Source organism: Nitrosomonas sp. Nm34 (assembly GCF_900113925.1).
Classification (GTDB): Bacteria; Pseudomonadota; Gammaproteobacteria; order Burkholderiales; family Nitrosomonadaceae; genus Nitrosomonas.
The window spans coordinates 18,702-39,829 of the sequence record NZ_FORD01000023.1 but is presented as its reverse complement, the minus strand read 5'-3'; the positions used below and the strand labels follow the sequence as shown (position 1 = coordinate 39,829).

Annotated in this window: 16 protein-coding genes; 5 read left to right on the top strand and 11 right to left on the bottom strand. The window is 42.0% G+C overall.

Annotated features, from left to right (window positions below; all coding sequences use genetic code 11):
• Positions 1–96: 96 nt before the first annotated feature.
• The 5 genes from apaG to BM283_RS10375 all read right to left on the bottom strand — a co-directional run bounded on the left by apaG (position 97) and on the right by BM283_RS10375 (position 5,590).
• Entirely contained in the window at positions 97–480 is a 384-nt protein-coding gene (gene apaG, locus BM283_RS10395; protein WP_090692776.1) for a Co2+/Mg2+ efflux protein ApaG, read from the bottom strand.
• Between the two features lie 527 nt (positions 481–1,007).
• Positions 1,008–2,465: a TrkH family potassium uptake protein gene (locus BM283_RS10390; RefSeq protein WP_090692773.1), complete on the bottom strand. Its 1,458-nt coding sequence runs from the start codon at positions 2,463–2,465 to the stop codon at positions 1,008–1,010.
• 11 nt (positions 2,466–2,476) lie between these two features.
• Positions 2,477–3,925, bottom strand: a complete 1,449-nt coding sequence (gene trkA / locus BM283_RS10385; protein WP_090692772.1) for a Trk system potassium transporter TrkA — start codon at positions 3,923–3,925, stop codon at positions 2,477–2,479.
• A 298-nt stretch (positions 3,926–4,223) separates the two neighbouring features.
• The gene (locus BM283_RS10380) at positions 4,224–5,030 is read right to left on the bottom strand and encodes an inositol monophosphatase family protein (protein ID WP_090692769.1); all 807 of its coding nucleotides are present in this window, start codon (positions 5,028–5,030) and stop codon (positions 4,224–4,226) included.
• Positions 5,031–5,032: 2 nt separating this feature from the next.
• Positions 5,033–5,590, bottom strand: a complete 558-nt coding sequence (locus BM283_RS10375) for a thioredoxin family protein (RefSeq protein ID WP_090692768.1) — start codon at positions 5,588–5,590, stop codon at positions 5,033–5,035.
• A gap of 87 nt (positions 5,591–5,677) precedes the next feature.
• Here BM283_RS10375 and BM283_RS10370 point away from each other — a divergent pair, with 87 nt between their 5' ends.
• From BM283_RS10370 to BM283_RS10350, 5 genes are all read left to right on the top strand, one after another.
• Positions 5,678–6,439: a 16S rRNA (uracil(1498)-N(3))-methyltransferase gene (locus tag BM283_RS10370; protein ID WP_090692765.1), complete on the top strand. Its 762-nt coding sequence runs from the start codon at positions 5,678–5,680 to the stop codon at positions 6,437–6,439.
• 246 nt (positions 6,440–6,685) lie between these two features.
• Complete coding sequence (argA, locus tag BM283_RS10365; RefSeq protein WP_090692764.1) at positions 6,686–8,020, top strand: amino-acid N-acetyltransferase; 1,335 nt, start codon at positions 6,686–6,688, stop codon at positions 8,018–8,020.
• An 89-nt stretch (positions 8,021–8,109) separates the two neighbouring features.
• Positions 8,110–8,382: an oxidative damage protection protein gene (locus BM283_RS10360; RefSeq protein WP_046851743.1), complete on the top strand. Its 273-nt coding sequence runs from the start codon at positions 8,110–8,112 to the stop codon at positions 8,380–8,382.
• A gap of 72 nt (positions 8,383–8,454) precedes the next feature.
• Positions 8,455–10,554 (top strand): polyphosphate kinase 1, encoded by a 2,100-nt coding sequence (gene ppk1, locus BM283_RS10355; protein ID WP_254776324.1) that lies wholly within the window; start codon positions 8,455–8,457, stop codon positions 10,552–10,554.
• 19 nt (positions 10,555–10,573) lie between these two features.
• Positions 10,574–12,124, top strand: coding sequence for a CYTH and CHAD domain-containing protein (locus BM283_RS10350; protein WP_175492100.1), 1,551 nt, complete (start codon positions 10,574–10,576; stop codon positions 12,122–12,124).
• Between the two features lie 341 nt (positions 12,125–12,465).
• On the opposite strand, the gene fba is transcribed toward BM283_RS10350, so the two are convergent.
• The 6 genes from fba to BM283_RS10320 all read right to left on the bottom strand — a co-directional run bounded on the left by fba (position 12,466) and on the right by BM283_RS10320 (position 21,055).
• Complete coding sequence (fba, locus tag BM283_RS10345; RefSeq protein WP_090692755.1) at positions 12,466–13,530, bottom strand: class II fructose-bisphosphate aldolase; 1,065 nt, start codon at positions 13,528–13,530, stop codon at positions 12,466–12,468.
• Between the two features lie 118 nt (positions 13,531–13,648).
• Positions 13,649–15,130: a pyruvate kinase gene (gene pyk / locus BM283_RS10340; protein ID WP_090692752.1), complete on the bottom strand. Its 1,482-nt coding sequence runs from the start codon at positions 15,128–15,130 to the stop codon at positions 13,649–13,651.
• Positions 15,131–15,155: 25 nt separating this feature from the next.
• A complete protein-coding gene (locus BM283_RS10335; protein WP_090692751.1) occupies positions 15,156–16,334 on the bottom strand; it encodes a phosphoglycerate kinase in 1,179 nt (392 codons plus the stop codon).
• 214 nt (positions 16,335–16,548) lie between these two features.
• The gene (gene gap / locus BM283_RS10330) at positions 16,549–17,550 is read right to left on the bottom strand and encodes a type I glyceraldehyde-3-phosphate dehydrogenase (protein WP_090692748.1); all 1,002 of its coding nucleotides are present in this window, start codon (positions 17,548–17,550) and stop codon (positions 16,549–16,551) included.
• 74 nt (positions 17,551–17,624) lie between these two features.
• Positions 17,625–19,640, bottom strand: a complete 2,016-nt coding sequence (tkt, locus tag BM283_RS10325; RefSeq protein WP_090692746.1) for a transketolase — start codon at positions 19,638–19,640, stop codon at positions 17,625–17,627.
• Between the two features lie 152 nt (positions 19,641–19,792).
• Positions 19,793–21,055, bottom strand: a complete 1,263-nt coding sequence (locus BM283_RS10320; RefSeq protein WP_090692744.1) for a sigma-54-dependent transcriptional regulator — start codon at positions 21,053–21,055, stop codon at positions 19,793–19,795.
• Positions 21,056–21,128 lie beyond the last annotated feature (73 nt).

The window sequence follows — 21,128 nt, the reverse complement described above, 5'->3', positions numbered from 1 at the left end:
TCTGTCAAATTATGAAGCTATTAGGAATGATCTAACTAGCATCTTTGAAAGTATCTTAATCGTAGAAGTCTAAGGTTAATCTGATTTGTTAAATATTTAATGAAGCACTCTTGGAACACTCAAAATGAATTCAGGAATATCTACGGTAAAATGAAAGCCATCCTCAGCAACCATTTGATAACTTCCCTTCATTGTGCCAGCTAGAGAAGGGATCGTTGTACCGCTGGTATATTCGAAAGTATCGCCAGGTTTAATAAGGGGTTGTTCTCCTACCACACCTAAACCTCGTACCTCATGAATATTACCATCACCACTCGTAATGATCCAATGGCGACTTATTAATTGGGATGCCACATTTCCTGTATTGGAAATAGTAATAGTATAAGAAAATACATGGCGATCCGCTTCTTCGTCTGATTGTTCTGGCAAGTATGTTGTGCGGACCAATATATTGATATCATATTTTTTTTCGTTATTCATAGTTTGTGTATAGCGCACTATTTTCCAAATTACACCAAATTACCAACTTAGATTTAGTTATCTCTAAAAGACCATAACTACTTACAGTGAATGTATGGAGTAGGTCAAAAGTTAAAATATTAAGAATCGAGTTATGCAAGTATCGTTCTCATAGCTATTCAATTTTTCAAGCTAAGATTAGTTTCATCCATAAATCAAAGCTATCCAAATAATCTTCAAAAGGAGATGGCTAATCTCATAAATTACTAAAAGTAATTGGCAGTTAAAAATAAATGTTAGTTGCCCGAATAATATATGCCTAAGGATAGCTTTTGAAAAATGCGTAGATACACAGCACTACGATGTGAACTTGAAACGAGGCAACAAGCGATTCTTTCTGAAGTTCTCTAAGTATATATAAATCTTGTAAATTATTACCTAAATTTGCAATATAACCATCATTCCTGTAATAATACTATATGCAAAACTTACTCATGTGTATATTTTTAACATAATATTACCAAAATATTGACATAATAGTGAGTAATCTATTTTTTCCAGAAAGCAGCCGTAAATACGATTAAAAAAGTATAAAACTCTAGTCTTCCCAGTAGCATAGCAAAGCTACAGAGCGAGATCTGGAAATCTGTCAAAGAAGCATAGGTTGTCGCTGGTCCAATTTGATTAAGCCCGGGCCCCAGATTATTGATATTTGCGACGGCAGCCGAGAAGGCTGTTATTTCATCCAGACCACTTAACGTCAGCACCAAAGTCAAGAGAATCATACTTGCTAAATAAACAAATAAAAATACGAATACTGCAAAGATAATTCGATTGGCGACTATATTTTTACCTAACTTAACAGGCGAAACTGCTTGCGGATGCATAATTGTGATCAATTCACGAAAAAACTGCTGATACAAAATCCTCACACGGATCATTTTAATTCCCCCTCCAGTTGATCCAGAGGAAGTACAAAAACCGGATAAAAATAGCATCCATAGCGGAGCAAATATCGGCCACAAGCTATAATCAGTATTGCTGTAACCGGTAGTAGTCGCAACGGAGACAACATTAAAGGAAGCATAGCGCAGCGCTGTTAACGGATCAGTATACACTCCTGTTAACCATAAATAGCCAGCAAGCCCTATACAGCTCGCTAATACAATTACAAAATAAGGTTTGATCTCAGGATCATGATAATAAGATGAGAAGCTTTTGGCTCGCCAGACCATAAAGTGGGTTGCAAAATTTATTCCGCTGATTATCATGAATATGATCGCAACCAATTCAATTATTGGCGAGTTCCAATATCCATAACTTCCATCGTGAGAAGAAAATCCTCCTAACCCCAAAGTCGTGAATGCATGCATGACTGCATCGAACCAGTTCATCCCCGCCAGCTTGTATGCAATCATGCAAATCAAGGTGAGCAATACATACACTAACCATAATCCTTTCGCGGTCTCAGCAATACGAGGTGTCAATTTAGATTCTTTCATGGGGCCGGGTATCTCTGCTTTAAATATCTGTCTACCCCCTACCCCGAGCATAGGCAGAATAGCAACAGCCAATACAATCAACCCCATACCTCCTAACCATACCATTTCACCACGCCACAAATTAATTGAATGAGGCAGGATATCGAGACCGGTTAAGACTGTTCCTCCAGAAGCTGTCAGACCAGATGTTGCCTCATAGTATGCTTTAGCAAAACTGATGTCAGGAAAAAAACGTAATAAAGGCAGCATGCCAAAAAGTGGAAGCAGGAGCCAAACTAGAACAACCAATAAAAAACCATCGCGAATCTGTAGTTCACGCTTGTAACGGCGGGTCATTAATCCGATAATTGCGCCACAACTCATTGTCATCAGAATAGCCTCACCAAAAACAACTGATGAGCCATCTTCTGACCAGTATGCGACACCGTAAGGTACCAGCATCGTAAATCCGAATACCAGTATGATCTTGCTCAGTACATTGGTAACCGACAAAAATTGATTCATGGATCGGTCAATTATAAAAAGGATGCACTAACCTGAAATAACCTTTCAATTTGTCGAATCATCTTTTTATTGATGACAAACAGGATTACATGATCTTCTGACTCGATGACTGTATCGTGGTGAGCAATAATGACGCGTGCTTTATCCCAAACTTTGACATTATTACTTTCGTCAATAGCGCCTATACTCAACCATCGCTTATTCTGGGATGGTAAGCCACGCACGATGGCACCGATCGTCGCACCTTTAGGTAATTTGATATCCTCGATTTTGCGTCCGACTATATTGGATGATTGGGAGTCACCGTGCGCGACCAACTCAAGCGCCTCAGCTGCTCCACGGCGCAAACTATGGACTGCAGCGACGTCTCCCTGCCGGACATAGGCAAGTAATGAGCCAATCGTCACTTGTGCAGGTGAAATTGCGATATCAATTCCACTGCTTTGAACTAAATCCACATATACACTTCTGTTAATTAAAGCAATGACCTTTCGTGCACCCAGACGCTTAGCTAACAGCGATGCCATGATATTATTTTCATCGTCATTGGTTAATGCGCAAAATACATCCATTTCAGCTACACTCTCATCCTCCAGTAATTCTTCATCCGTAATATCTCCATGCAGCACCAGCGCGTAATGTAGTTCCTGAGACAGAAGCTCGCATATCTTGCCATCACGTTCGATGATTCTGATTTGATATTCTTTTTCCAGGGCTTCCGCCAGACGCCTGCCAATTTTCCCGCCTCCCCCAATCATGATCCGTTTGACCGGCTTATCCATGCTGCGGAGCTCACTCATCACAACACGAATATCCTGAGTAGCCGCTATGAAAAAGACTTCATCGCCCTCCTCGATGGTGCTACTTCCTTCGGGAATAATAGGGCGATCTTTGCGAAATATCGCTGCAACTCGGGTATCGATATTGGGAATATGCTTCCGTAATGTCTGTAGTTGATGTCCTACTAATGGCCTACCTTGTAGTGCCCTCACAGCGACCAGACTCACTTTACCAGAAGCAAAATCAAGTACCTGTAATGCTTCTGGAAATTCGATTAATTTCTCGATATATTCAGTTAATATTTGCTCTGGATAGATCGCATAATTAACACAAAAATTCTTTTGTGAAAAAATATCAGGATGCTTTAGAAAATCAATTGCACGAATTCGTGCAATTTTGGTAGGAATATTGAATAAGCTGGCGGCAATCTTACATGCCACAAGATTGATTTCATCACTTTCGGTGACAGCCAATACCATATCAGTATCTTCAGCCCCTGCTCGTTTAAGTACTGAAGGATGAGAAGCATTTCCGGCAACTGTTCTTAAATCAAAGCGATCCTGCAGTAAGGCTAGCTGATTTTCGGCAATATCGACCACCGTGATGTCATTTGCCTCACTTACCAGGCTCTCGGCAACAGTAGAACCAACTCGCCCAGCTCCCAGAATAAGAATTTTCATAGAGGCAATCTGTTCTTTTGAGTTTTTAATAACTATAAACCTAAGTTCCTCTGTTGGAATTTAGGATGAAAATAGCTGTAATCTAATTCAATCAACCGTTCCCGGCCAAAAAGATTAACTGCTCCTAAGTTACAGTAAACAAGCTGAAAGCAAGGTGTGACAATACTTTGAGAAAATTTAGATTATTTTACTAAAATCTCACCGATTGGTGAGGCCATGCATCTCTCAAAGTGCCTTAATCAGTAGGGTTCTTGAGCAATTTAAAAAATTTCAACTGAGGAATTTAGGATAAAACATCCTACACTGCAGAAATCCCGTCATTTTGATAGTGTGCTCTTACCCAATCACGCCATTGCCTAAATAATGCAGGATCAAGCGCAGCAATTACTGAGCGTTGCCAGGGTGATCCTGCCCAATAATCATCCTGCTCAAAGCTGCACATAGAGCCACCTGATTCTTCCAGAATCAGACAGCCGGCAGCGTAATCCCATGGTTTCTGGCCACCGTGGAGATACAAATCAAAGTAACCCGCAGCGGTATAACACCATTCTAGAGTACATGCACCAAAGTTACGCTGTGACGCATAGGGAGGAGAGGCAGCTATCTTCGCAGCCAGTTTACGATCAAGGCGTTTAAGATCGACGTTAGCTATGGCATTTCGTAAATGAGTCTGACGATTTCTCAACGGTAATCGAATGCCATTAAGATAAGCACCTTTACCTTTCTCTGCGTAAAACAATTCTTTTGTGACAGGGTTGTAGACCACACCCAAAATACTTCGTCCCTTGCGCATCAATGCGACGGAAACTCCAAAATAGGGAAGGCCATTAAAAAAATTGGAGGTGCCGTCGATTGGATCAACGCTCCAGAGCCCGGCATCTCCCGCTTCCCACAGTGCGTGTTGTTGCTGTATGGACATTTCTTCACCCATTACTGCAGCAGGATGAATTCTCTGGAGTTTATCCAGCAAAACTTTCTGTGCGACTAAATCAGCTTCAGTATAAAAGCTACCATCCGCTTTACGCTGGCGCACCACTTGCATGTATCGAGGCATAATCTCCTCTTGTGCAACGTCTTTTACGACCGCAATGAGTTGTTCCAGCATATTTAATCAGCTCGCCATTTAATCGAGCAGCCGATACTCGGTATTTGATCTTTAGGGCCCTGACCTGTTTGAGCCACTTGTACCATTGCCTCGAATAAGTCACGGCGCGCATCATTTGGCGCCGCCTCTTTGCGAGAGGCATCTAACCGTCCACGATACTGTAGTTCCAGGCGATTATTAAAACCAAAAAAATCCGGTGTACAAACTGCCCCATAGGCTTTGGCAATTTCCTGGGTTTCATCCCATACGTAGGGAAAAGGATAGGTATACTCTTTAGCCACTTTAACCATGTTATCAAAAGAATCTTCTGGATAATCCTGAGGATCATTCGACATGATAGCGATTGCACTAATACCATATCCCGCCAACTCTTTTACGTCCCGTATAATACGATCGCGTACTGCTTTGACATAAGGGCAATGATTGCAAATAAACATCACCAGCAACCCATTCTCACCTTTTGCAGCAGCCAGGCTATAACGTTTGCCATCTACTCCAGGCAAATCAAAATCAATTGCTTTCCAGCCAAAATCACAAACAGGTGTTTCAAGACTTGCCATATTTTATTCTCCTTATCGTAGGTCTGGTTTGTCTTTGCTATATTATCATGGAATCACAACTCGGCTGCTCTCAGGCCCTTATTCACTATGACTGCACGCTTTTATTACCCTGGCGCTATGCTACCGGGTCAAATTATTACTTTGCCTATAAATACAGGCCATCATGCCACGCGCGTGCTACGTCTTAAGCAAGGCGACAAAGTGATTTTATTCAATGGAGAAGGGGGCGAATTCTCTGGATCAATCCATCATCTTGCTAAATCAGCCAACACAGTGATTCTCTCACAATTTCACGCAATCGAACGTGAATCACCGCTTTCTATCAATTTGACGCAAGCGGTTTGCTCTAATGAGAAAATGGATTGGATCATACAAAAATCAGTAGAACTCGGTGTTAGCTGTATCCAGCCTGTTACGGCAAATCGCAGTGTTGTACGGCTTTCAGAAGAACGTGCAAATAAACGGCTATTGCATTGGCATCAAGTCATCATTGCTGCCTGTGAGCAATGTGGTCGAAACCGTATTCCAAAACTACACCCTTTACTAACACTATCAGATTGGTTCAATCAACAATTTGAAAGTAAACTAAATAGCATAGAGAATCAATCCATTTATAAACTTATGCTTTCACCCATAGCAAATAAGCGCTTATCAAAATTCTTGCTGCCAAGCATGGATACCCCCCTGTTACTGCTTGTTGGGCCGGAAGGGGGCTTTACCATAGAAGAAGAAAAAGCGGCTCATATGATGGGTTTTGAATCAATTTGCTTAGGTCAGCGCACCTTACGAACTGAGACTGCTGCACTCGCTGCGATAGCCACTATGCAGACTTTATGGGGGGATTATTGAATAAATTTTGTATCCATAGACAAAAGCTTTTCATTCTCATCCCCCTCCAAAATGTGGTATTCATATTTTTACCTGAAGAAAGAAAGCTGAATGAGGAATGATAACAATCGGATTTTAAAATGCTATGAGTATAGTTTCAAAATACATGAAATTGCTTTTCTTCTAATAAAATATCTACTACTGATCAGCTTGCTCTCATGAAAAAGCTCTAAGTGATCATTAAACTCATAACAACATTACTTGAACATGGCACAAAATGCTGATTTTGTCACTTGGTTCCGTTCCGTTGCACCTTATATTAACGTATTTCGCAGTAAAACCTTTGTGGTTGCATTCGGGGGTGAAATTGTAGCTGATGGAAATTTTGTTGAACTGGTTCACGATTTCAACCTGTTAGCAAGCTTGGGAATCCAGTTAATTCTGGTGCATGGCGCACGACCACAAATTGAATCCCGATTACAACAGCATAATTTGGAAGCAATGTATGTAAACGGAATACGCGTGACAGATAATCCCACGCTTCAATGTGTTAAAGAAGCAGTCGGGAAAGTTCGTGTTGAAATCGAAGCTTTGATGTCTATGGGATTACCCAATTCACCCATGGCTAATGCTGCTATCCATGTTGCTAGCGGTAATTTTGTGATAGCCCGCCCTATCGGTGTGCTTGAAGGCATTGATCTTATGTATAGCGGGGAAGTACGAAAAATTAACACCTCAGTTATCCGCTCACGTTTGGAAAAGGGAGAAATCGTTTTACTCTCCCCACTTGGTTACTCACCCAGTGGAGAAATCTTCAATCTCACACTGGAAAATGTTGCTACCGAAGTCGCTATTGCGCTTCAGGCAGAAAAACTTATATTTCTGATGAACCCACTTGGTGTCATGCGCGGATCTACGGCCCAGAGTAGCACTTTATGGCGTGAATTGACTGTTGCGGAAGCAAAAACAGTACAAAAAAAATTTATCACACCCATCGATTCAACAGATGATATTCAGTTATATCTCCCCTGCGCAATACATGCGTGCGAGAATAGTGTTGCGCGAGTTCATCTGATTAGCCGTCATATAGAAGGTGCTTTGTTGCAGGAATTATTTACCCATGAGGGTATTGGCAGCATGATCACACAAGGGCCTCTGCAAACTATACGCAAAGCTGAAATAGAAGATATAGGCGGCATTTTGCAATTAATTGAGCCATTAGAAAATGAAGGTGTGCTGGTTAGACGCAATCGCGAATTATTAGAGATTGAGATTGATCATTTTACCGTTCTGGAACACGATAACATGATCATTGCCTGTGCTGCACTTTATCCTTTCCCAAATGAAGGCGCCTGCGAGCTGGCTTGCCTTGCTGTTCATCCGCACTATCGCAGGACTGGCTGTGCCAGTACGTTACTTAAACATATCGAACAGCAGGCCTTAGCGCAAGGTTATCTCAAGCTATTTGTCTTAACCACGCGTACAGCCCACTGGTTCATTGAAAGAGGTTTCACAGAGACTACACCTGATAGGCTGCCTGAGAGCAAGCAGAATCTTTACAATTATCAGCGTCGCTCAAAAGTATTCATGAAAGAAATATAAGTTGGAGGAAGTGGCATGGCAACCATTTGTTTTAATATGACTTATAATTGAGAAAAATATTTCTTCAATTAACTTGTTTGGGTAACAATATGACAAGAATCGTGAAATGCATCAAGCTGGGTCGTGAAGCGGAAGGGTTGGATTTTCCAACTCTTCCAGGTGAGTTGGGGAAACGAATTTATGAGAGTGTATCTAAAGAAGCATGGAGCCAATGGATCCAGCACCAGACTATGCTTGTTAATGAATATCGTCTCAATCTTGCTGATATCAAAGCACGTAAGTATCTCATAGCGCAAATGGAGGCTTATTTTTTTGGTGAGGGTGCTGATCAGCCAGCAGGGTATGTTCAACCTGATAAGTAAACTGGAAAGAAAAGCATAATTTTTTATCTTAACAGATCATGGATTGCAACCATTAAACAAGATAAGCCGGAAATGCCAGATTCAGCCATTATGAGTGATGTGACTAGCTCCACTCCATTCCTCAACCGAGAGCTTAGCCAAATCGAGTTTAACCGGCGTGTGCTTGCTCAAGCTCGAAACAAAGATACACCCTTACTGGAGAGATTGAAGTTTTTATGTATTGTGAGCAGCAACTTCGATGAATTTTTTGAAGTACGAGTCGCTGGATTAAAAGAACAAATCAAGCTGGATACACCAGGTTTTGGGCCAGATGGCATGCTACCTCGCCAGACCTTCAAGCTGGTTTCCGAAAAAATACATCAAATTGTAGATGAACAGTATAAGTTACTTAATGAATCTATTTTCCCTGAGTTAGCACTACACGGGATTCGTTTCCTTCGCAGAAATAATTGGAATGATTGCCAGCAAGAGTGGATTAAAGCTTTTTTCTTTCGTGAGCTTATGCCCATGCTCACACCGATCGGCCTGGATCCTTCCCATCCTTTTCCACGCGTATTGAATAAAAGTCTGAATTTTGCGGTAGAACTAGAAGGAAAAGATGCCTTTGGGCGAAATTCAGGTATGGCAATAGTTCAAGCGCCACGTATTCTTCCGCGTATTATACGACTCCCGAAAGAAGTCAGTACCGAAGAATATAATTTTATCTTCTTATCTTCGATTCTTCATGCGCATGTCGGCGAGCTGTTTGCAGGCATGCAAGCGATTGGTTGTTTCCAATTTCGCGTCACTCGCAATAGCGATTTGTTCGTGGACGAAGAAGAAATCAAAGATTTGCGCCTGGCTTTGCAAGGCGAATTACCTCAACGGCATCTTGGTAATGCGGTACGCCTCGAAGTGGCGGATAACTGCTCACCACATATGACAGAATTTCTACTTAGCCAGTTTGGCCTGACTCTGGATGATTTATATCAGGTTAATGGACCGGTCAATCTGGTACGTCTTATGCAAGTTCCTGCACAAATTGATCGCCCCGACCTGAAATTTCCTCTGTTCATTCCTGGTTTGCCGTTTTCCACTCAGAAAAAGAAAACTTCCGATATTTTCCAGTTAATTCGCAAGAATGACATTTTATTGCATCATCCCTATCAGTCATTTCAACCAGTCATCCAGTTTATCCAGCAAGCATCAGTGGATCCGAATGTCGTAGCGGTCAAACAAACGGTCTATCGCACAGGCTCAGACTCTACTGTCATGGAAGCGCTCATTGCCGCAGCCAGCCGGGGAAAGGAAGTGACTGTGGTTGTCGAGTTATTGGCGCGATTTGATGAAGAAGCTAATATCAATTGGGCTAGCCGCCTCGAAGAAGTCGGCGCCCATGTGGTTTATGGTGTTGTCGGTCATAAGACTCATTCCAAGATGGCAATGATTGTGCGACGTGAAGAAGGTAAACTCTGTCGCTACACCCATCTTAGTACCGGTAATTATCATCCGGGTACCGCCCGGCTTTATACTGATTTCGGCTTGCTCACCTGTCATGAAGAAATCTGTGCTGACGTCAATGAAGTATTTTTACAACTGACTAGCCTTGGCAAAGCCAGCAAATTGAAATATCTATGGCAATCCCCTTTTACTCTTCATAGCCAAATTCTAGCTGCTATCACCAGCGAAATGGAGAATGCGAAAGCAGGTAAACCTGCTGGGATCATTGCCAAAATGAATGCATTATTGGAGCCTAATATCATTCAGGCCCTCTATGCTGCTTCGCAAGCTGGCGTAGAAATTCAGCTTATTGTACGAGGTGCCTGTGCCTTGCGTCCAGGCGTACCTGGCATATCAGAGAATATTACAGTGCGCTCCATTATTGGACGTTTTCTTGAACACACGCGTATTTTTTATTTTTGTAACAATAACAATCATAATATCTATTTATCGAGTGCTGATTGGATGGATCGTAATTTTTTCCGCAGGATTGAAATCTGCTTTCCAATTTTAGAGCCGCGCCTAAAAAAACGCGTGATTACTGAAGGATTAAAACCTTATCTTAGAGATAACACTAACGCGTGGGAAATGGATGCCAGTGGGCGTTACAAACGTAAATCCGTTCGCCCGAGTAGGCGTTTTAGTGCGCAAGAGGCATTACTTACTAAGCTCGCTGCCGCCAAACAAAGCTAGATCGACTGGACCTGTATTTATGCCTAAAGAAATCGAGCTCAAGCTATCGCTACCCAGAAGCTGCATTAAACATTTGCAGCACTTACCGCTACTAAAGACTTTGGGTATTTCCCGGCCAACTAAACAAAAGCTTTATACCATTTATTTCGATACACCTGACTTAGCTTTAAAACGGCAAAATTGTGCGCTACGCCTACGTCAAATGGGCAAAAACTGGTTACAAACCATTAAGACAGAAGGGAGTGTTGCATCTGGATTACATGAGCGCAATGAATGGGAAGTATCCGTTCCCAGTAATCAGCTTGATTTCACTCAATTAGGCGATCCTGGAATGATCAAATTATTGAAGGATGCTGAGTTAAGGAAGCAACTACGGCAGGTATTCATTACGCGATTTACCCGGCATATGTATCTCCTGCAAACGGAAGAAGGTAGTCAAATCGAGTTCTGCTTTGATCATGGCAAAATTATCATCGACCACACCAAGGAATCTTTTACTGAAATCGAACTTGAATTAAAGTCGGGCAAGCCCACTCAACTATTCCGGCTTGCCCTTACGCTTGTCCAGATACTTCCTTTCCCACTCAGACTGGAAAACATAAGTAAGGCTGAACGAGGCTATATGCTTTATACGGGACATAAAAATCCTCCTGTTAAAGCCTTGCCTGTCGAGCTTAAAGCTGATATGGGCTTAACGACAGCTTTTATTCTGATTGCACAAAACTGCCTTGATCAATTGACCAGAAATGAACATGGCGTGATAGCGCGTAGTGATGTTGAATATCTCCATCAGATGCGTATTGCGCTGCGTCGGCTCCGCACAGCTTTTGATGTTTTTGCTGCTGCTATCCCAAATGAGGTATCACTCATACATGAGCTTAAATGGTTAATGCACCAATTGAATCCAGCACGTGACTGGGATGTTTTTGTTACAGAACAGCTTCCCAAAATTCAGCAGAATTTTGAAGAACATGCAGGAGTAGCTGCGCTCATAAAAACATGTGAAATATTACGCAAAAAACACAATAAAGCTGCACGCAATAGTATCAAATCGAAACGTTATACCAAATTGATTTTGCAGTTAAATTTATATCTTGAAGAAGCATTTAAATATCCAGCCCAACCGAGAACCTTGAAAAAAGCAGTTACTAACATGACATTGATTAATTTCACGAAATCTGTGTTGATCAATTGCCATAAGCACATTATTGATACTATGAGTAAAGTTGAAGAATTTGATCTCACATCACTCCATTCGCTTCGTATCAGCATAAAAAAACAACGTTATACCGTGGAATTTTTTCAAGCGCTTTTCGTCCCTGTCGAGGTTAAAAAATATATCCATTCATTATCTGAGCTACAAGATATCCTTGGCATCATTAATGACAGTATAAATACTCAAAGACGGCTTAAAGAAATTCCAGTTTCGAAGACAAAGACATTAGTATCGCGGGAAGCGGTTGGAATTATTCTAGGTTGGAATATGCAGCAACTTCAGCGAATGAATACAGAAATAAAGGAAGCCTTGCAACTTTTCTACGACACTCCCCTTTTCTGGGAAGCTTGTTGAGATGCTGAGCTGCTACACCGCATTTTGCTTTTATAGGTACCTCTGAAAATTCATGTCTGCGAGCATCTGCTTCGTGGATTGCCTGCTTACCCCGTCTCGTCACAATACTTCGGTATTCACAAAAAATGTTTCCTTTACCTATCAGGTATATTCAGTTATATGTCGCATCAACATTTTTTGTTCTCGCCTTGTCCTGGTTAGAACTTTGAATTTTTAGAGCCACCCTTATATCAATATTAAGAAAATATAGTTAAAAAAGCATAGCAAAAAATTAAGGCTGCTGGTGTTTGGGAAGATCATCAACCCATTTCGAGCAGCCTTTTTATCCCTGTCTCTACTGATTAAGCAATGATAGGTTTTAGTTCACCTTTTGCATATCTATTAGCCATTCCTTCTAGCGAGATAGGTTTGATTTTACCTGCCTGCCCTGCGCTACCAAATGCTTCAAATCGTGCTTTACAAATTTCTTTAGCTGCGGCAGTCGCATCTTTTAGATATTTTCTTGGATCGAATTCACTCTTGTTTTTAGCCAAATGACGACGGATGGCTCCAGTCATAGCTAACCGAATGTCTGTATCAATATTGACCTTACGCACACCATTTTTAATACCTTCCTGAATTTCCTCGACAGGCACACCGTAAGTTTCTTTCATTTCGCCGCCATATTCCCGAATAATTTCAAGCCATTCTTGAGGGACAGAGCTTGAGCCATGCATGACTAAATGAGTATTAGGAATCCGTTTGTGGATTTCCTTGATACGCTCAATAGCCAGAATATCTCCGGTTGGTTTGCGTGTGAATTTATATGCGCCATGTGACGTACCAATGGCAATAGCAAGCGCATCCACGTTAGTTTTTTTCACAAAGTCAGCAGCTTGCTCTGGATCGGTCAGTAGTTGATCATGCGACAGCACACCTTCCGCACCATGACCATCCTCTGCTTCGCCCATCCCGGATTCAAGTGATCCAAGGCAGCCTAATTCACCTTCAACAGAAACGCCGACGGCATGAGCCATTGCAACAACTCTTGCGGTAACATCAACATTATATTCATAGGATGAAGGTGTTTTGGCATCTTCTTCAAGAGAGCCATCCATCATAACGCTAGAAAAGCCGCTACGAATTGCATTTACACACACTGCAGGTGAAGCGCCATGGTCTTGGTGCATCACAATAGGAATATGCGGGTAGGCTTCCACCGCGGCTTCAATCAAATGACGCAAAAAAGGCTCTCCAGCATATTTACGCGCACCAGCTGAGCCTTGCATGATCACTGGGCTATTGCATTCATCCGCTGCCTGCATAATCGCGTGAATTTGTTCGAGATTATTCACATTAAATGCCGGTAGTCCATATCCATTTTCTGCTGCATGATCCAACAGTTGTCGTAATGATACAAGTGCCATTTAAGTCTCCTTCATTTTAAATTTTGTATCGGATTTATTAAAAAAATTAGTTGATACGAAGCAAGTATCTCGATAAAGGGTATTATTAATCTTTTAAATTGACTTACGATAAGAAAACTTAAGAAGTTATCGATACTGAATTGGTTTCAATACTTTGTACATCTCTTAATTTTCTGTGATCACCTACACGAACAATTTTCATGGTATTAGTCCCTCCCGCTTTGCCAACAGGCTCTCCTATAGTCATCACTATCAGGTCACCATCACGGACTGCTCCACGCTTGAATAACTCATCTTCTGCCAGACCTAAAATAACTTCTGGATCAAATAAACCCTGACCAAATTCTATGGGGTAAACGCCTCGAAATAGAGTCATCTTACCAAGGGTATCTTCTTGGGGACTAAGGGCAAATATGGGCACTTTTGAGCTTCTTCGTGACATAAGTAATGCTGTTACACCACTTTGAGTAAGTGCTGCAATAGCACGAATTTTGAGACCGGTGGCAGTATACATCGCTGCCCGAGCAATAGCCTCTTCAATACTGACAAGTTGAGTTTCGGGAGAACGCTCAAGGCTCTGATTTACTATGTATTCTTTTTCTGCCTCCAGACATACTCTTGCCATGGCTTCTACTGCCTCGGTCGGGTACTGTCCTGCTGCAGATTCCGCAGATAGCATAACCGCATCCGTTCCATCCAATACCGCATTGGCTACATCTGAAACTTCCGCACGAGTGGGAATCGGATTAATGATCATGGATTCCATCATCTGTGTTGCAGTTACCACGAGTTTATTTTTAGCACGAGCAGATCGTATCATCCGCTTTTGCAATGCCGGTACGGCAGCATCTCCCACTTCAACGGCCAGATCACCACGCGCAACCATGATCGCATCTGATGCGTCTAAGATGTCATCTAATGCCAAGATAGCTTCAGAGCGTTCAATCTTCGCCATAATCAGGCTATTACCCCCAGCCTCTTGCATTAAGGTTCGTGCTTGACGGATGTCTTCACCTGTGCGAGGAAAAGATACCGCCAAATAATCTGCTTTCAATGCTGCAGCGGTCTGGATATCCTGTTTATCTTTAGTAGTCAGTGCAGGTGCGCTTAATCCACCCCCTTTTCGATTAATGCCTTTATTATTTGACAGCACCCCTCCTTGCTTGACTTGGCAATATATTTCATTTCCTACCACCTTAGTGACATTAAGAACAATGCGGCCATCATCTAATAATAATGTCGCACCAACTTCCACGTCATTAGGTAATTCCTTGTAGTCAAGTCCTACTCTCTCTTCATTGCCTAATTCACAGTCAGCGTCCAGTATGAATTCATCACCTGCTTTGAGCCAGATTTTCCCATGATCAAATTTACCAATACGAATTTTTGGCCCTTGCAAATCAGCTAATATCCCAACCTTATAACCAGTAGCGCGTGCAAGATTACGAGTCAGGTCAGCGTAAGCGATATGTTCTTCGCGAGTACCGTGTGAAAAATTTATTCTCACGACATCAACACCTGCAAGAATCATACGTCGCAGAACAGTAGAATCGCTACAAGCAGGTCCCAGCGTAGCAACGATTTTTGTTCTTCTAATCATTCCAAAAGAATTTTCAGATTAAATTTTAACGTGCACGCAATTCAAGAATCTCAACCGCTGGAAGCTTTTTCCCTTCCAGGAATTCAAGAAAAGCCCCCCCTGCTGTCGAAATATATGACACTTTATCGTATATTCCATATTTCTGAATTGCAGCAATAGTATCGCCACCTCCAGCCAATGTAAAAGCCTTGGTGTCAGCAATTGCTTTTGCGATGGTATGTGTGCCTGCACCGAACTGATCAAATTCAAATACACCGACTGGTCCATTCCAAACAACCGTCCCTGCCTTCATTATGATATCAGCCAATTCTTGCGCGCTTTTTGGTCCAATATCGAAAACCATGTCATCATCTGATACATCATCAGCATCTTTTAATACAGCTGTCTCATTAGCATCAAATTTCTTACCAACCACGACATCTACAGCAATTGGAATGATTGCACCTCGCTTTTTCATTTTTTCTATCAACATCTTTGCCGTTGGAATTAAATCATCCTCGCATAAGGATTTACCAATATTTTTTCCAGCAGCTTTAAGGAAAGTATTTGCAATGCCACCCCCTACCACCAGTTGATCTACTTTTTCAGAAAGTGATTCAAGTACTGTCAGCTTGGTGGATACTTTTGAACCTCCAACAATCGCAACCATAGGTCGTGCTGGGTTGTGTAAAGCTTTAGTCAAGGCTTCCAGTTCTTCTGTCAAAAGTATGCCGGCACAGGCAACGGGAGCATATTTTGCGATCCCATGCGTGGATGCTTCTGCTCGATGCGCGGTACCAAAAGCGTCCATGACAAATATGTCACATAATTTAGCATAACTCTGGGCAGTAGCATCATCGTTCTTTTTCTCGCCTTTATTAAAACGGCAGTTTTCGAGAATAACCAACTCGCCTTGCGCAACATCAAACCCACCATTCACCCAATCCTTGATCAAACGGACCGGTTTACCCAGACGTTCTGCAATATTATCGGCAACAGGTTTTAGCGAATTCTCCTCACTCCACACGCCTTCTTCCGGACGACCCAAGTGGGAGGTTACCATAACTCTTGCGCCACGATCTAAACAATATTTTATAGTGGCCATTGATGCTGTGATGCGCGCATCGGATGTAACTTTGCCATCTTTGATGGGTACATTAAGATCAGCGCGTATAAAAACGCGTTTGTCTTTCAAATCCAGATCGGTGAGTTTGATAACAGACACATTAACTCCAATATATATACTAAATATTAATAGGGATAACTTGCAGTATTGATTGTTTTACTTACTCAAAGAAATACACTAGTCAAGATGAAATAAGAAAAAAATAGCTCCGAGTAAATTCATAACCTTGTTCTTTTAACATCTCATTAAGAAGTTTAAAATTTTGAACCTTTACTCGGAGTAAATCGTATGCTTGCCTTGATTCTTCGAATGCTTATTTGCTGGCAATTACGCGAACCATCTCTAGCACTTTACAGGAGTATCCCCACTCATTATCGTACCAGGCAACGACTTTAACAAAGTTTTTGTCTAATGATATTCCTGCTTCAGCATCGAAAACAGAGGTACAGCTTTCACCGCGAAAATCGGTAGAGACTACCTTGTCGGCAGTATAGCCAAGCACACCTTTCAGTGGACCTTCTGAAGCAGTTTTCATGACATTGCAGATATCATCATAAGTAGCTTCTTTATTTAATTCCACAGTAAGATCTACCACAGATACATCAGACGTGGGTACTCTAAAGGCCATTCCGGTGAGTTTCTTGTTTAGTTCCGGAATAACGGCACCCACTGCTTTAGCCGCTCCTGTAGAAGAAGGAATAATATTTTCAAGAATTCCCCGCCCTCCTCGCCAATCCTTATTAGAAGGACCATCTACTGTTTTTTGAGTAGCCGTTGCCGCATGAACAGTAGTCATTAATCCACGCTTGATTCCCCAGGTATCATTCAACACTTTCGCGATTGGTGCAAGGCAGTTGGTGGTACAAGAAGCATTGGAAACAATCGATTGTCCATTATAAGATTTATCATTAACACCATAGACAAACATGGGCGTATCATCTTTGGATGGTGCGGTCATAATAACTTTCTTGGCGCCTGCTGCAAGATGCTTTTCGCAAGTTTCTTTAGTAAGGAAAAGCCCGGTTGACTCCACTACCACATCAACCCCTGCCTCGTTCCATTTTAGCTCAGCAGGATCTTTAATCGCAGTTAAGCGTATTCGTTTACCATTTACTACTAAAGTATTCCCTTCCACTGAAACACTGCCGTTAAAACGACCATGCACAGAATCATGTGTCAGCATGTAAGCCAGATAGTCTGGCTCAAGCAAATCGTTGATAGCCACCACTTCGATATCGTTGAATTTTTCAACAGATGCACGAAACACCATGCGGCCAATACGACCAAACCCATTGATTCCTACTTTTATTGTCATTACATAAGCTCCTCAAAACAAAAAAAAACCATAACTAAGTGTGTCTCTTCTGTCTACTAAATGGGCGACACGATTTATATTATTCTTTTCACAGCCTCAATGACGTTCTCGACAGTGAAACCAAAGTATTTAAATAGCACTTCAGCAGGAGCTGATTCCCCGAAAGTGTCGATGCCAATGATTTCTCCCTCAAACCCGACATATTTATACCAGTAATCTGCCACACCCGCTTCTACTGCAACTCGGTTAATGCCTGTTGGTAGTACACTTTCCTTATAGGTTTGGTCTTGGCGATCAAACAGGTTAGTGCATGGCATAGATACTACTCGTACCTGAATACCTTCGGCAGCTAATGCTTTCTGCGCAGCCATGGCCAGTGCCACTTCTGATCCGGTTGCGATAATAATTGCTTGTGGGTTGCCATCAGCGGCTTCAGATAAGATATAAGCTCCTTTATCGATGAGTTTGATAGTTGCCGCATCTCTTTTCTGAAATGGCAAATTTTGACGACTGAAAATAAGTGTCGTTGGTCCATTTGTGCGTTCAATTGCACGTGCCCAGGCTACAGTTGATTCAACTGTATCACAGGGTCGCCATACATCCATATTAGGTATCAAGCGTAACGTTGCCGTTTGCTCTATCGGCTGATGTGTCGGACCATCTTCACCCAGACCAATTGAATCGTGAGTAAATACGAAAATGTTACGGATTTTCATTAAAGCTGCCATGCGTAAAGCATTGCGGGCATATTCTGAGAACATCAGAAATGTGGCACCGTAAGGAATGATACCGCCATGTAACGATAAACCGTTCATAATAGCGCTCATACCAAATTCACGCACACCATAGTAAATATAATTCCCGCCGGTTTCTGCGCTTACTTCTTTTGAGCCAGACCATTGCGTCAGATTTGAACCAGCTAAATCTGCCGACCCGCCAATCAATTCCGGTAAATTAGGGGCTAATCCTTCAATTGCATTCTGTGATGCTTTTCTCGTCGCAATCGTCTCTTCTTTTGCGTTAACGCGATTTATAACATTGTTAACATGCTCTGGCCAGTTAGCTGGTAATTCCCCAGCCATACGGCGTTTAAATTCGGTTGCTTCTTCAGGATATTTCTTTTCATACTCTGCAAACTTGTTATTCCATTCACTTTCTAGCTTTTGACCTTTTGCGCGAGCATCCCATGCATCATAGACTTCTTGAGGAATCTCAAAGGGAAGATGATGCCACCCAATATGAGGTCGTGTAGCCGCGATTTCCTCTTCCCCTAATGCTGCGCCATGAACTGCATGTGTATCGGCTTTATTGGGAGAGCCCATTCCAATAACAGTTTTACAGCAAATCATAGAAGGTTTGTTTGGGATATTTTTAGCGGCTTCGATAGCAGCTTCAATGGCATCTGGATCATGACCATTTACATTTGGCACAACATGCCATCCGTATGCTTCAAAGCGTTTAGGTGTATCGTCAGTAAACCAGCCTTCCACATGTCCATCAATTGAAATACCGTTATCATCATAAAAACAGATGAGCTTACCCAACCCGAGTGTGCCCGCCAGAGAACAGGCCTCATGTGAAATACCTTCCATTAAGCAGCCATCACCAAGAAACACATAGGTATAGTGATTAACAATATCAAAACCAGGACGATTGAATTCCTGCGCAAGAATTTTTTCAGCCAGTGCCATACCAACCGCATTGGTAATACCCTGACCTAAAGGCCCTGTTGTTGTTTCTACTCCTGGCGTATAGCCATATTCTGGATGTCCGGGAGTTTTGGAATGAAGTTGTCGAAAATTCTTAATATCTTCAATTGACACATCATAACCAGTCAAATGTAAGAGCGCATAAATCAACATGGAACCATGCCCATTGGATAAAACGAAGCGGTCACGGTCAGCCCATCCGGGGTTATTTGGATTATGACGCAAATGATGAATCCAAAGCACTTCCGCAATTTCCGCCATACCCATTGGCATGCCGGGATGACCCGATTTAGCTTTTTCTACTGCGTCCATCGCCAAGGCACGAATAGCACTCGTCAAATTCTTGAATACTGGCGCGTTAAAATCCTCAAATGCTCCCATCTTCACTATCCCTTAAAAAAATCAAAAAATAGAATATCCATCTTCCGCGCCACATGACAACAAAAGTTGGCAAAAACCAATATTATCTCCTAAGACGAAGTGCTCTACAACATCGATTTATTGATTACTCAAACATAGTTTTTGTTGTTATTTCAACTATTCTGGTTGCGCAACTTAATACCCAGCGCCTTTATCTTACGATAAAGATGCGTGCGCTCCAAGCCTGCACGCTCGGCAACACGCGTCATATTACCGCCTTCTTGGTCAATCAGTTTTTCAAAATAATTTTTCTCAAATAAATCTCGTGCTTCACGCAAAGACACATTTAAAGGTATATCCGGCGCAATTGATATAGCTGTCGATAAAGGAGGGGCTAAAGTCTGTTGCACAAGCTCTGCTGAAATTTCACTACTGGTACAAGTTAAAGCTAGCGAATGTACCACACTTGTCAATTGAGCCAAATTACCCGGCCAATCATAGTTGCGTAGTGTATTCAATGCAGCTGTACTAAAGTGAATGAAGGGTGCTTCACCTGATTCAATATAATTTGAGAGTATTTGATTAGCTAGCTCGGGAATGTCTTCACGATGCATTCTAAGAGAGGGGACACTGATACAAAGACTGCTTAATACCTCGTATAACTTAGGATTATAAATACCTTGCGCGGTTAATTCTGCCAAGGGCAAAGTCGTGGCACATACTAGGCGCACATTATATTTTTCTAATTTATTCAAGAGCAGAAGCAACCCTTTTTGTTCTAATTTATTGAGATCGCCAATTTCTCTAAGAAATAATAAACCATCCTTTGCTTGCTCGAGTAAATTGAGTGGATTTTCTGCGAGAAAAGAAAATGATTCCGGCTCAACCCATGGAGTATTGATATGATGCAAGAAATGTGCACAATACTCTATTCCTACACCTGGCTCCCCCATGAGCAGCACAGGCACTTTCAAATTAATTATTTGCTCGAGTTTCTTTTTTAATTCTGTAATTAAAACTCCCCGACCCAGACTCGCCAGGGAAAAAGTCGGAATTGGCTTACTTTGCCCGCCACGCAAAGCTTGTCCAACAGTACTAAGTAATTTTTGCAAAGGTATGGGTTTTTCAAGGTAACCCACAGCTCCAATACGCGTTGCTTCGACTGCAGTATCAATGGTACCGTGTCCAGACATCATTATCACTGGCATGGTAAGCAATCCACTATTGGCCCAATCTTTAAGTAATGTTATACCATCTGTATCTGGCATCCAGATATCCAGAAGTACCAAGTCGGGGCGAATTTGATTACGCCAATTGCGAGCTTGTTCTGCATTTTCTGCCAAAGCTACCTGATACCCTTCATCATTTAAGATTTCGGATAAGAGCTCGCGTATGCCAACTTCATCATCAACAACAAGAATCGTATTGTTGGCCATTATATTGTAATTACCCTCCCCAGAACTGGAATGCAACTAACGCTTTGTAGCATTATTATCAAGTCAACAACGC